The sequence below is a fragment of the Cobetia marina genome (assembly GCF_001720485.1).
In the GTDB taxonomy this organism is placed as follows: domain Bacteria; phylum Pseudomonadota; class Gammaproteobacteria; order Pseudomonadales; family Halomonadaceae; genus Cobetia; species Cobetia marina.
Genome location: NZ_CP017114.1, coordinates 1,461,186 through 1,474,263, shown reverse-complemented (window position 1 = coordinate 1,474,263; position 13,078 = coordinate 1,461,186). Strand labels below are relative to the sequence as shown.

13 protein-coding genes are annotated in these 13,078 nt (G+C 64.3%); 5 read left to right on the top strand and 8 right to left on the bottom strand.

Features of this window, described 5'->3' with window-relative positions; all coding sequences use genetic code 11:
• Positions 1 to 3: 3 nt before the first annotated feature.
• A complete protein-coding gene (locus tag BFX80_RS06340) occupies positions 4 to 1,035 on the top strand; it encodes an HlyD family secretion protein (protein ID WP_084208260.1) in 1,032 nt (343 codons plus the stop codon).
• A 73-nt stretch (positions 1,036 to 1,108) separates the two neighbouring features.
• Here BFX80_RS06340 and BFX80_RS06335 read toward each other — a convergent pair whose 3' ends face one another.
• The 3 genes from BFX80_RS06335 to BFX80_RS06325 form a co-directional block, all read right to left on the bottom strand.
• Entirely contained in the window at positions 1,109 to 1,486 is a 378-nt protein-coding gene (locus BFX80_RS06335; protein ID WP_084208259.1) for a Lin0512 family protein, read from the bottom strand.
• A complete protein-coding gene (locus BFX80_RS06330) occupies positions 1,483 to 1,896 on the bottom strand; it encodes a Lin0512 family protein (protein ID WP_084208258.1) in 414 nt (137 codons plus the stop codon). The genes BFX80_RS06335 and BFX80_RS06330 overlap by 4 nt, the downstream gene beginning before the upstream one ends.
• 181 nt (positions 1,897 to 2,077) lie before the next feature.
• Positions 2,078 to 2,254: a hypothetical protein gene (locus BFX80_RS06325; RefSeq protein WP_157109441.1), complete on the bottom strand. Its 177-nt coding sequence runs from the start codon at positions 2,252 to 2,254 to the stop codon at positions 2,078 to 2,080.
• 220 nt (positions 2,255 to 2,474) lie between these two features.
• On the opposite strand from BFX80_RS06325, the gene yghX reads away from it, so the two are divergent.
• The gene (gene yghX, locus BFX80_RS06320) at positions 2,475 to 3,362 is read left to right on the top strand and encodes a YghX family hydrolase (RefSeq protein WP_084208257.1); all 888 of its coding nucleotides are present in this window, start codon (positions 2,475 to 2,477) and stop codon (positions 3,360 to 3,362) included.
• A gap of 162 nt (positions 3,363 to 3,524) precedes the next feature.
• Here yghX and BFX80_RS06315 read toward each other — a convergent pair whose 3' ends face one another.
• Entirely contained in the window at positions 3,525 to 4,595 is a 1,071-nt protein-coding gene (locus BFX80_RS06315) for an endonuclease/exonuclease/phosphatase family protein (protein ID WP_240499687.1), read from the bottom strand.
• 400 nt (positions 4,596 to 4,995) lie between these two features.
• On the opposite strand from BFX80_RS06315, the gene thiM reads away from it, so the two are divergent.
• Together thiM and thiE are read left to right on the top strand one after the other, a co-directional pair.
• Positions 4,996 to 5,835 carry a hydroxyethylthiazole kinase gene (gene thiM, locus BFX80_RS06310; RefSeq protein ID WP_338079151.1) on the top strand — a complete coding sequence of 280 codons (840 nt, stop codon included), beginning with the start codon at positions 4,996 to 4,998 and terminating at the stop codon, positions 5,833 to 5,835.
• A complete protein-coding gene (gene thiE, locus BFX80_RS06305) occupies positions 5,825 to 6,448 on the top strand; it encodes a thiamine phosphate synthase (protein WP_084208256.1) in 624 nt (207 codons plus the stop codon). Before thiM ends, thiE begins: the two co-directional genes overlap by 11 nt.
• 93 nt (positions 6,449 to 6,541) lie before the next feature.
• On the opposite strand, the gene eat is transcribed toward thiE, so the two are convergent.
• From eat to BFX80_RS06285, 4 genes are all read right to left on the bottom strand, one after another.
• The gene (eat, locus tag BFX80_RS06300; RefSeq protein WP_240499686.1) at positions 6,542 to 7,972 is read right to left on the bottom strand and encodes an ethanolamine permease; all 1,431 of its coding nucleotides are present in this window, start codon (positions 7,970 to 7,972) and stop codon (positions 6,542 to 6,544) included.
• A 72-nt stretch (positions 7,973 to 8,044) separates the two neighbouring features.
• Entirely contained in the window at positions 8,045 to 8,932 is an 888-nt protein-coding gene (gene eutC / locus BFX80_RS06295; protein ID WP_084208254.1) for an ethanolamine ammonia-lyase subunit EutC, read from the bottom strand.
• Positions 8,929 to 10,335, bottom strand: coding sequence for an ethanolamine ammonia-lyase subunit EutB (locus BFX80_RS06290; RefSeq protein WP_084208253.1), 1,407 nt, complete (start codon positions 10,333 to 10,335; stop codon positions 8,929 to 8,931). The genes eutC and BFX80_RS06290 overlap by 4 nt, the downstream gene beginning before the upstream one ends.
• Before the next feature lie 295 nt (positions 10,336 to 10,630).
• Positions 10,631 to 11,563 carry a MurR/RpiR family transcriptional regulator gene (locus BFX80_RS06285; RefSeq protein ID WP_084208252.1) on the bottom strand — a complete coding sequence of 311 codons (933 nt, stop codon included), beginning with the start codon at positions 11,561 to 11,563 and terminating at the stop codon, positions 10,631 to 10,633.
• A 165-nt stretch (positions 11,564 to 11,728) separates the two neighbouring features.
• Here BFX80_RS06285 and BFX80_RS06280 point away from each other — a divergent pair, with 165 nt between their 5' ends.
• A complete protein-coding gene (locus tag BFX80_RS06280) occupies positions 11,729 to 13,057 on the top strand; it encodes an aspartate aminotransferase family protein (RefSeq protein WP_084208251.1) in 1,329 nt (442 codons plus the stop codon).
• Positions 13,058 to 13,078: the final 21 nt, after the last annotated feature.

The following is a 13,078-nucleotide window of genomic DNA, read 5'->3' as shown; positions in this document are numbered from 1 at the left end:
GCCATGAACAAGACACGCACGACTCTGCTGCTGAGCGGACTGGCCCTGCTGCTGCTGATTCTCTATGCAGCGCTCTACTGGAAGGGTCACGATGGCCGCGAGGCCACCAACAACGCCTACGTGCGTGCCGATAGCGTGATGGTCACCCCACGGGTGGCCGGCCAGATCGACACGGTACGGGTGGAAGACAACCAGGTGGTTCACGAGGGGCAGATACTGGCCACGCTGGACGACCGTGATTACCAGGCCTCCCTGCATTCCGCCCAGGCGGATCTCGCCGCCAGTCAGGCGGCGGTAGGAGATCTGGACGCCAACATCGAACGTCAGCGCGCGGTGGTGCAGCAAGCCCTCGCCGAAGTGAAGGCGACCGAGGCGTCACTGCGTTACGCACGCAATGATGCCAAACGCTATCGCAGCCTGCGCATGACCAATGCCGCCTCCCAGCAGGACAAGGAAAAGGCCGATGAGGAACAGGGCATCTGGGAGGCACGACTCGTGCAGTATCAGGCCGCTCAGCGCTCGGCCGAGAAACAGATCGGTGTCCTGCAGGCTCAACGCGTCGAGGCCCGCGCCGAGGTCGAGCGCTCGCGCGCCACGCTTGAGCAGGCAGCGCTGAACGTCGATTACACCACCATCCGCGCCCCCAAGGATGGCATCGTCACCCAGCGCTCATTGCGTGTCGGTGCGTACGTGCAGCCGGGCTCCTCGCTGCTGGCCATCGTGCCACACAAGGAAGCCTACGTGGTCGCCAACTATCTCGAGACCCAGATGGCCGAGATGGCGCCGGGCCAGCCGGTAGAGATGACGCTGGACAGCCTGCCGGGCAAGACCTTCCACGGTCATGTCGAGAGCATCGCACCGGCCTCCAGCAACGCCTTCTCGGCAGTGGCCAGCGAGAACGCCACCGGCAACTTCACCAAGATCACCCAGCGCATGCCGGTCAAGATCGCGTTTGACCCCGATCAACCCGACTTCGACAAGGTGCGCATCGGCATGTCGGTGATCACTCACGTCACCACTCGGGACGCCTCCTGATCCAAGGGACTCGCTCCCGGACGCGATGGCCGGCCAGCCGGCAAGACAAGACGGCCTGCCTGGACACTCCGGACTATCCAGACGATGGCGAGCACAGCTGCCAGTCGTCGTGCTCGATCTCCAGCATTGCCGCGATGGCGGCCGAGGCGATGACATGGGTCTGGCCATTGGCCTCATCATGCACATTCAGCCCACCGTGCACCACCGTGACCTCGGCGCGCCCGCGTGGCAACTCGCGTGTCACGGCATCCACATCCACGGCCTCCGGTGTCTGTACGCCGATGGTGACCTCGACACGCATCTGACGATGGTCGATGCCCAGGGACTGAAACAGCACGATGGAGGAATGATGCAGGGCATCCTGCACTGCGCGGCAGGCGGCCTTGGTGTAGTCCTCTCCGTAGAGATCATTGCCGGTGCCCATCTCGAGAATGATGCGCTGCTCGCTCATGCCTGACCTCCTGACGGATGGCGGGTCTGTCGCGAAGCCTGAGGGCGCTCCGGCATGTCGGTACCGCTCGCCAGCATGTCAAACGACACGATGAGGGCGACATTGGCGATCACGCTCACCCCGCTACCATCCGGCTTGGCCACGTCTAACCCGCCCTTGACCACCTTCACGCTGGGCTGGCCATAGGGAAAGATCCCCAGCAGGGCGTCACTGTCGACCTTGTCGGGCTGCTGCACGCCGATCTCGACCTCGATCAGCATCGCCTCCTTGGGAAAGCCGAAGGCATCCGCCACATTCAGGGAGTTGTGCCACAGGGCATCACGAATCCCGCGGGCCGCCGCCTCGGTGTAGTTCTGGCTGCGAATGGAAGTGCCCATACCGAACTGGGTCACCATGCGTGTCCTGGACATGTGGCCTCCTTGAGAAACGTCGTGCAGCGCGCCATGGCGATGGCACGGAAATGAAGGCAAGTCAGAGCAATCTCTCGGCCTGCTCCGCCATCATCCGCCATCAAACATCACTTTTCCATACAATAAGTTCCACTTTCATGAATATCCATCCGCAACTGGCGCGATAGGCCCGCCATCGACGCTAGACATCCCAGCGGGGCTTGAACCAGCCAAGCACCCAGCAGACCCCGACGAGCACCACCACCGAGGCGAAATCGCCGCGAAACAGATTCACCACCGCCAGACCGGCCGACACCAACTGGGCATTGGTGAGCGCGATGCTTCTCCAGCGCAATCTCTGATACTCCGCCTCTGTCATGCTGGCCTCCACGTCAGACGTCTTGAGCACGCTTCTTAGGCGGCTCACCGCTCACCCGCCGCTTGCCTCAAGCGATTGGCCACCGCTCTGGTGAGCGTAGTACAGGAAGAATGCCGAATTCAGCCTCCCTTCGCCTATCCGACAAAAAGACTCGCGCTGACATGGTGGCGTCACCTCAGGGTTGCTATGTTCAGAATTCCCTTGATCACAGGAGTCTGACATGACCCGCCTGACCGCAAAGGATTTTGCCCCCGAGTTGCTGGAGCTGTATGACGGCTATGTGCATGGCCAGATCACCCGCCGCCAGTTTCTGGATCGCGCGGCAGCCTTTGCCGTCGCGGGCATGACGGCCACCTCGATACTGGCCAGCCTAAGCCCGAACTACGCGCTGGCCTCACAGGTCGAGTTCACCGACCCCGACATCGTGGCCGAGTACATCACCTACCCCTCTCCCGAAGGCCACGGCGAGGTGCGCGCCTATCGAGTGACACCGGCCAATGCCAGCGGGCCGTTGCCCGGCGTGGTGGTGGTGCACGAGAACCGCGGCCTGAACCCCTATATCGAGGATGTCGCGCGGCGTGTGGCCAAGGCCGGCTATGTCGCGCTGGCGCCGGATGGCCTCAGTTCGGTGGGCGGCTATCCCGGCAACGACCCCAGAGGCAAGGAGCTGCAGGCACAGGTAGACCCGGAAAAGCTGATGAACGACTTCTTTGCCGCCATCGATTACCTGATGGCCGAGAATCGCACCACCGGCAAGATCGGCATCACCGGCTTCTGCTACGGCGGGGGCGTCTCCAATGCAGCCGCCGTCGCCTATCCGGAACTGGCCTGCGCCGTGCCGTTCTATGGCCGCCAGCCACGCGCCGAGGAAGTCGCCGCCATCCAGGCGCCGCTGCTCTTGCATTACGCCGAGCATGACGAGCGCGTCAACGCTGGCTGGCCCGCCTATGAAGCCGCGCTGAAGGAACACGACAAGACCTACGAGGCCTACCTCTACCCCGGCACCCACCACGGATTCCACAACGACTCGACCCCACGCTATGACGAACAGGCCGCCAAGCTCGCCTGGGACAGAACCCTTGCCTGGTTCGAGAAGTATCTGAGCTGACCTCAGGCGGCACCGGGGAAACTGCCACCAGCCTCAATACGACGAAGCCAGCCATCACCTGGATTGCGTGATGGCTGGCTTCGTCATTTTCGTGTGACCGGGGCCGATGCCCCTTCAGGCTCAGGCCTGATCAGTTCGGAACAGGCCAGTTCTGAAAAAAGCTCAGCTGCACAGTAGCCCACTGGCGACGATCTCGCTGAGCGTGCCCTGGCCGATGCCACTGATGCGGGTCAGTTGACCACTGGAACTCCACGGACGCTGACGGATGATGTCTGCGGCACGCGCCGGCCCGATATTGGGCAGCTGATCCAGCTGGTCGGCGTTGGCGGTGTTGAGGTCGATGCAGGTCTGACTCGCCGAGCTGGAGGTCTTTGACGCCCTGCGGGAGGCGACCTCTGCCCCGGCTGCCTGCGGCTGGCCACCCTCCAGCGGTAGCAACGCCAGTGTCTCGCCGGTCACCGACAGATAGATCGGGGCGTGGTCCGAGACATCGGCACGCGCTGTCTCATGACTGATGCCCAGATAGTCCGGGAAGCGGAACACATCGCCATTGGCCTTGGGCCATTCGCTCGGCACATACCAGATGTTGTCGTAGAGCGAGGCATAGCGGCCATCGGTCTTGGAGAGCGTCGTCGCACCCTCGGTGATCAACGGGCGCAGGCCGAGGGTACGCAGATCTCCCCACGCAGGCTCGGTCGGTGCCATGTTGAAGTCGCCCATGATGATCGCCGGAGTGCCGGGCGAGATTTCCTTCATCAGGTCATAGATATCCGCCAGCGCGCGGATTTCCGGCGAGCGATCCGCCTTGCTGTCGCCATAGACGATGTGCACGTTGGCGGCGCTGAAGGCCCGCCCAGTGTCCTTCTCGACGAAGGTGGCGAGCAGCGGCTCGCGCGAGAACACATCCTCGGGATCGAGATAGACGGTAGCCCCGCCCTGATAGGCGATCGTCTTGTCGCGATACAGATAGGCGTAGCGCTCGGTATAGGTGCTGCGCCCCACCGCATGACTGACCAGGCTGTCCCACTCGTCGCCGGTCAGGGCCTCCAGCTGCTGCTCGAGCTCGCTGACGACCTCCTCCTTCATCACCTCCTGCAGGCCGATCAGATCCATGTGGCTGGCCACCGCCGCGACCTGCTCGAGATGCTTGCCGTTGTTCCAGCCGGCATGCTTCAGATTCCAGCTGGCAATCACCGCATTCGCCTGACTGGTGGCCGCAGCGCCCAACAGCACGGGGACTGCCAGCGCCGTCACCACCCGCCTGACAATCCGCTCAAGCCGAGAGCCATCAGAGGGCTGCCGGCCGCGCGTGTTCTTGCTGATGCTACTCGTGCTGCTGTTGCTAGCGATATTTGAGTGACTGCTGCTCGAATTGCTGACGCTACCGCGATGACCTGTGCGTATCACTGCATGACCCTTGACTGATGACTCGTACACAAAAGACCGTAAGACCCTGTATCTTATGGACTTGTCGTCAAGGTTTATAGAACCATGATGTTATTTATTACCCTTTGCGCGACTTTCGATGACTACCGGGTCAGCCACACGCTCACGACGGTCGTCGCTTGACCTTGCAGCGCAAGCTCTTACCCTCGACTCACAGCGTCTTCCCTGTCTTTCACCACGAGCTTCCATGATGACATCGCCATCCCACTCCCCCGGCAACGCGTTGCGCCGTCTGCGTCAGACCACCCCGCTGGTGCACAACATCACCAACCATGTCGCCATGACCCCGACCGCCAATACCCTGCTGGCCATCGGGGCCTCGCCGCTGATGGCGCATGCGCAGCAGGAGATCCAGGAGATCTCCGCCATCAGTGCGGCGCTGTCGATCAATATCGGCACCCTGTCGCCCAGCTGGATCGAGGCCATGCAGCTGGCGGCGATGTGCGCCCACCGCGATGGCAAACCCTGGGTGCTGGACCCCGTCGGCATCGGCGCCTCCAGCCTGCGCCAGTACGCGTGCCGCGCGCTGCTGGAATATCGCCCCAGCGTGATACGTGCCAATGCCTCCGAAGTGCTGGCGCTGGCCGGCGAGATGAATCAGGGCCGTGGCGTGGACAGCGGCGATGACGGTGAGGATGCGCTGGAGCGCGCCAGCCGGGCCGCGGTCGCCCTGGCGCGCACGCAGAACTGCGTGGTGGCGATGACCGGCCACGTCGATGTCGTCACCGATGGCCAGCGGCAAATCACGATTCAGGGCGGCCATGCGCTGATGGGCCGCGTCACCGCCATGGGCTGCGCACTGAGCAGCGTGGTCGCCGCCTTCCTCGCCGCCTCACTCGACGGACATGACGACACCTTGCAGGCCACCGCCGCCGCGCTGGCCTGCTACGCCGAAGCCGGTGAGACGGCGGGCCAGTCAGTAGAGGGCCCGGGCAGCTTCGTGCCACGCTTCCTGGATGCCCTGTATACTCTCGACGCCGATTCCACCCTGCTTGCCTCTCGTCTGGAGCTGACCGATGTCACTTGATCTATCCCTTTACCTGGTCACCGACCCCGCGCTGTGCGCCGAGCGCGGCCTGGAAGCCACCGTGATGGCCGCCGTGCGCGGCGGCGTCAGTGTCGTGCAGCTGCGCGACAAGCACGCCAGCGACGAGGAGATGATCGCCCAGGCCATCCGCCTCAAGGCGCTGCTGGACGAGTACGAGGTGCCGCTGATCATCAATGACCGCATCGAGGTCGCGCTGGCCAGTGGCGCCGATGGCCTGCACATCGGCCAGAGCGATGGCGACCCGGTCGAGGCGCGTCGCCGTCTGGGCGAGGATGCCTTGATCGGCCTGTCGGTCCAGACGCTTGAGCAGCTCAAGGCCGTCGATGTCGAGCGCATCGACTACCTCGGCCTCGGCCCGGTCTATGCCACCGCGACCAAGCCCGATCACGCCGCACCGCTGGGCATCGAAGGACTCACCCAGCTGGTGCGCTCAAGCCCGCTGCCGACGGTGGCCATCGGCGGTATCTCGCTGGCCAATGCGGGAGACGTCATGAGCAGCGGCACTGACGGCCTCGCCGTGGTCTCGGCGCTGTGTTGTGCCGAGGACCCCGCCGCCGCCGCGCAGCAATTTCTGGCGCAGTATCCTTTCTGATCGGATCCTGCCCATCAACTAGAGACGACAACGCCCGCCATGGTCAGCCATGGCGGGCGTTGTCGTCTTTGCTAAAGGGTCTGTCTGAGCGAATCAGCTGGCCGCGAGATCACTCTCGGCACTGGCCACCAGCGCGAACTCTTCCTCGGCGGTCTTCGCCACCAGCTGATGGCGGCTGAAGATGGCATAGTAGGCGATGCCCACCACGAACAGCACCAGAGTGTAGTTGAAGGCGCGCGGGTCAAAGGCATAGACCCCGGTCAGCGCGATCAGCGACAGCACCAGCGCGATGGAGGAGGTCACGATGCCACCCGGCGTGCGATAGGGGCGCGCCATCTGCGGCTGGCGCAGGCGCAGCAGGATGTGGCTGGCGGCCATCAGTGCGTAGGAGACGGTCGCCCCCACCACCGCCATGCCCAGGATCAGATCGCCTTCACCGGTCAGCGAGACCAGGAAACCGAAGATGCCCGGCACCACCAGCGCCCAGGTCGGCGCCTTGCGCTTGCTGGTCAGCGACAGCGTCTTGGGCAGATAGCCGGCCCGTGACAGCGCGAACACCAGACGGCTGTAGCCGTAGATGATCGAGAAGAACGAGGCCACCAGCCCGGCCAGTGCCAGCACGTTGACCAGCGTCGCCAACCCTTCGCTGCCGGTCGCGTTCAGCGCATCCACCAGCGGCACGGCACTGCTGCCGATCGCCTCGGCACCGGCGGCACCGGCCAGCAGGAAGACGACGAGCACGGCGGTGAACATCAGAAACAGCATGGCGCCGATGATGCCACGCGGGACATCACGGGCCGGGTTGCGCGATTCCTCTGCCGCCAGCGGCACCCCTTCCACGGCCAGGAACAGCCACATGCCGAAGGGCAGCGCGGCCCAGATGCCATACCAGCCATTGGGCATGAAATCGCTGGCGCCCCAGGCATCCGTCGGCGCGATGTCGAACAGGCGACTGCTGTCGAAGTCACCGATCAGCGCGACCGCGGTGGCGATGATCGCGAACACCGCCAGGCCGCTGATCACCATCATCACCTTGAGCGCCTCGCCAACCCCCGCCAGGTGGATACCGATGAATATCAGGTAGAAGATGGCGTAGATGATCGGGCCATTGATGCCCAGCAGCGACTCCACCGCGCTGCCGATGAAGATGACGATGGCTGCGGGGGCCAGCGCATATTCGATCAATACCGCAAGGCCCGTGAGATAGCCGCCAGCCGGGCCCATGGCCTGACGCGCGAAGCTGTAACCGCCGCCGGCGGCCGGTATCGCCGCTGACATTTCCGCCAGCGACAGCACCAGCGCCAGATACATGATGCCCATCAGCAGCGCCGCGATCGCGAAGCCGCCCCAGCCCGCCTCCGCGATACCGAAATTCCAGCCGGCGAAATCGCCGGAGATCACATAGGAGACCCCGAGTCCCGCCAGCAGAATCCAGCCCGCCGTGCCCTTCTTCAACTGCCGTCTGGCCAGATAGTCCTGCTCGTTGGTGTCGTGATTCATGTCGTGATTCGTGTCGCGAGTCATGGTGCCGCCTTGATTCCGTCAAGCATTGTCATTGTTGGATCGGGAGATTCCCGCTGATGCGCTGCCATCCCGTCAGGACAGCAGGAAGTTCTGGATACCGCCCCCGCTCTCCAGCGAGTTGTCACCACTTCTGTCCTTGAGCCCCACCCCGGTGAGGCCGAGCTTGCGGGCCTCGCGCAGCAGGTAATGCAGCCGCTGGGCGGCCATGGCGAAGTCGAGCCCTGCCGGGCGCACGTTGGAGATGCAGTTGCGACTGGCATCACTGAGTCCGACGCGCGGCTGCCAGGTGAGATAGAGGCCGAGGCTGTCCGGTGAGCTGAGACCGGGGCGCTCGCCGACCATCACCAGCACCGCCCGCGCCCTGAGCAGTTCACCGACTTCATCGCCGATCGCGACCCGTCCCTGCTCCACCACGCTGATGGGTGACAGCGTCCAGGCATCCGGACCCTCCTCGGCAAGCGTTTCCAGCAATGCCGCGATGAAGGGCGCGGCGTTGTTCTGGACCGCCAGAGACGACAGCCCATCGACGATCACGATGGCCAGATCCGCAGGCTCCGGTGCGAGGCTGGACAATTGCTCACACGAGGCCGCATCGAGACGTCGCCCATAGTCGGGGCGTTGCAGATAGGTGGTGCGATCCACGGCGCGACTGTGCAGGCGCTGAAGGTCAGGGGCGTTCTCGAGTGCAGGTAGCTGATTGAGATCCTCGATCAGTCGGGGAATCTCCAGCGGCAGATGGACGGCGTCCTGCGCGCGGGCATGCGCCAGCTGGAATTCCAGCGAGCGCTGGGTCGGCAGGCTGATGCCGGCGCGGCCCAGGCCGATGCGCGCATCCGTGAACTGTCCCAGCAACTGCCAGGCATTGGGCGTGACGATGGCGGGCGATTCGCTGACAGCCGTTCCCTGCTGGCCCTCGCGAGCCGTGGATGACGCATCACTGGGGGAAGAGTCATGGCTCATGCATCACCTCCGGATACCTGACGCAGGGAATCGGCAAAGCAGGACGGCATGTCAGCGGGCAGCTTCTGCTGGGCGACATCGGTGAAGATCTGCATCTCCTCGAGCCAGGCGGCGAATTCCGGCGCCGGGCCCAGGCCCAGCACCCGTCGTGCATAGAGAGCATCGTGGAAGGAGGTGGTCTGATAGTTGAGCATGATGTCATCGGAGCCGGGGATGCCCATGATGAAGTTGCAGCCCGCCACCCCGAGCAGCGTCAGCAGGGTATCCATGTCGTTCTGGTCGGCATCGGCATGATTGGTGTAGCAGATGTCGCAGCCCATCGGCAGGCCCAGCAGCTTGCCGCAGAAGTGGTCCTCAAGCCCCGCGCGGATGATCTCCTTGCCATTGAACAGATACTCGGGACCGATGAAGCCGACCACGGTGTTCACCAGCAACGGCGAGTACTTGCGGGCCACCGCATAGGCGCGTGCCTCGCAGGTCTGCTGGTCCAGGCCGTGATGGGCATCGGCGGACAGCGCACTGCCCTGGCCGGTCTCGAAATACATCACGTTGTCGCCCACCGTGCCGCGCTTGAGTGACAGCGCGGCCTGCTGCGCCTCCGCCAGCACGGAAAGCTCGACGCCGAAGCTCTCGTTGGTGGCCTGGGTGCCGCCGATGGACTGGAAGACAAGATCCACCGGAGCGCCCTGCTCGATGCATTCAATGGTGTTGGTGACGTGGGTGAGCACGCAGGACTGGGTGGGGATTTCGTATTTCTGGATCACTTCATCCATCAGACGCATCAGCTTGATGCTCTGGGCCACGTTGTCGGTGGCCGGATTGATGCCGATCACGGCGTCGCCGTTGCCGTAGAGCAGGCCATCGAGAATGCTGGCAGCGATGCCGGTGACATCATCGGTGGGATGGTTGGGCTGCAGGCGCGTGGAGAGATGGCCGCTCTTGCCGATGGTATTGCGAAAGGCCGTGACCACCTCACACTTCTTCGCGACCAGAATCAGGTCCTGATTGCGCATCAGCTTGCTGACCGCCGCAGCCATTTCCGGGGTGATGCCGGCACGCACCTGCGCCAGCACCGCAGGCGTCGCGAGATCACTCAGCAGCCAGTTGCGGAAGTCGCCGACGGTGAGATGGGCGATCGGCAGGAAGGCTACCGGATCATGCTCATCAATGATCAGGCGGGTGATGTCGTCCTGTTCGTAGGGAATCAGCACGTCGTTCAGGAAGGTCTTGAGGGGCAATTCGGCCAGACACAGCTGAGCGATCACTCGCTCCTCGGCGGTTTCCGCGATCACGCCAGCAAGGCGATCTCCGGAGCGGGCGGGGGTCGCCTTGGCCATCAGCTCGGCCAGACTGGCGAAGCGATGGACCTGACTGCCCAGGGTGTAACGGTATTCGCGACTCATGGGTGATTCCTTGCACTGACAGATGTCATTTCATCTCAGTCGTTTTGCAGGAATCACGCCAATTTCTTCAGGCCCCTCTTTGGTCCTGCACATGCCTGCAGACCCTACGCTGCAAGGCGTGCCTTCATGACTGACACGCCTGCACGGCGAGAGTGAACATCACTGCGGCGACACCCTCGCACCAGATTGGCGCGCCTTCAGTCATTCGCGAACGGATGCGAGCAGACAGATGCTGCCAATTGGAGCGCCCGCCCAGCCATGCCGCGTGAGATGGGACAAGTGCATCGGCGCCAGATCAGCGACGTGCGCCTCCCAGCTCCGTGATGATCGCCTCGCGCTGCTTGAGCGAGGCCACGCCTGCCGCTCCCAGCTTGCTGGCCACCTCGCTGAGCAGGCCTTCGGCGAGAAACATGAAGGCGCTCATACTGTTGCTGTAGAAGAGGCTGTGATTGGGCACATGGAAACTGTGGCGCGCCAGCGGCGCCAGCGGGGAGCTGGCCGAATCGGTCAACGCGATCACCACGACTCCGCGTTTCACCGCGACCTCGGCGCAGGCCACCACGCTTGGGGTGTAGGGGAAGCAGCTGGCCACCACCAGCACGTCGCCGGCCGCCAGCTGGGCCAGCGCATCCGCCACGCCCTGACGACTGGCATCCAGCGGCGCCACGTCCGGGCGCAGCATGCCAAGTCCATAGGCCATGAACAGTGCCAAGGAATTGAACTGGCGCATGCCATGCAGGCGCACGCGCGGGGCTTCTGCCAGCAAGGTGGTCGCGGCCTCGAAGGCCGCGGCGTCCACCCTCTCCAACATGCCGAGAATATTGGCGCTTTCCTGTCGCCCCAACCGCGCCAGCTGCGCCATGGCGGTGCTATCCGCATCACGTGACGAGAGTTGCGCCGCCTGGGCGCTGTAGAAATGCTGGCCATCCGTCACGGCCTGACGGAAGACAGCCTGAAACCGGCTGAAGCCCTCGTAACCCAGGCGCTGCGCCAGACGCGAGAAGGTCGAGGCATTCACGCCGGTCATCTCCGCCAGCTGGCTGATGGAAGACACCGCCGTGCGTTGCGGGGACTCGATCAGCACGGCCAGCACACGCCGGGAACTCGCCCCGAGGCGGATCTCCACCTCACGACGATCGATCGCCACCAGCAGCTGCTTCAACCCTTCCAGGGTCTCCGGCGGCGAGTCAGGGGATGCGGGCCCGGGGGCTCGGGAGGATGGGGGCATGGGATGCCTCCTTGGCAAGGGACAGGACAGATGGCGGCAACGGTAGCATCTCTGGCGGGTCGAGTCCGAAGGCACAAACGACCGTATGCAATTATTGATTGCACAAACGACAAATGCACTACATATTTGCATTACGCCTTCGCGCACCCGCCCCACGGAGCCCCCATGAGCCACGTCTTCCATCGCAATCTCCATCAGGACTACCCCACCGCCGTGCAGGGCGATGGTCCCTACATCGTCGACCGAGAGGGTCGCCGTTATCTGGATGCCAGCGGTGGCGCTGCCGTGTCATGCCTGGGCCACAGCGACGAGGCAGTGGCGCAGGCCATCAAGGAGCAGGTCAGCCGACTGGCCTACGCGCATACCTCGTTCTTCACCAGCGAGCCGATGGAGCAGCTGGCCGACTTCCTCATCGAGCGCGCCCCCGAGGGGCTAGAGTCCGTCTACTTCGTCTCCGGTGGCTCGGAAGCGGTCGAGGCGGCACTCAAGCTGGCCCGCCAGTATTTCGTCGAGATCGGCCAGCCCCAGCGCAAGCATCTGATCGCGCGGCGCCAGAGCTATCACGGCAATACGCTGGGCGCGCTGGCCACTGGCGGCAACGCCTGGCGCCGCCAGCAGTTCGAGCCGCTGTTGATCAACGTCAGTCACGTCAGCCCCTGCTACGCCTATCGGGACCAGCAACCCGACGAGACGCCCGAGGCGATGGGCGTGCGTCTCGCCGCCGAGCTTGAGGCGGAAATCCTGCGGCTGGGCGGTGAGAACGTGATGGCCTTCGTGGCAGAGCCCGTCGTGGGTGCCACCCTGGGGGCCGTCACGGCGGTGCCGGGCTACTTCACGCGCATCCGCGAGGTCTGTGACCGCTACGGCGTGCTGCTGATTCTCGACGAGGTGATGTGCGGCATGGGACGCACCGGCAGCCTGTTCGCCGCCGAGCAGGAAGGTGTCACGGCGGACCTGATCACCATCGCCAAGGGGCTGGGCGCCGGCTATCAACCGATCGGCGCGACCCTGGTCAGCCAGCGCATTCGTGACGCCATCGCCAATGGCTCCGGCTTCTTCCAGCACGGCCATACCTACATCGGCCATGCCACCGCCTGTGCCGCGGCACTGGCCGTCCAGCAGGCCATCGAGTCCCGCGAGCTGCTGGCGCAGGTCACGCGGCTGGGCAATGGCTTGCAGGCACGCCTGAACGAGCGCTTCGCGGACCATCCTCACATCGGCGACATCCGCGGTCGCGGTCTCTTCCAGGGGCTTGAGCTGGTGGCGGATCGCGACAGCAAGCGCCCCTTCGACCCTGCCCTCAAGCTGCACGCACGCCTCAAGAAGGCCGCCATGGCCGAAGGCCTGATGTGCTACCCGATGGGCGGCACCCTGGATGGCCGCCAGGGCGATCACATCCTGCTGGCGCCGCCGTTCATGCTGGAAGACTCACATCTGGACGAGATCACCGACAGGCTGGGGCGTGCCATCGACACCACCCTTGCCAGCCTGTGACGGCTCAGCTGCAGGCGCATT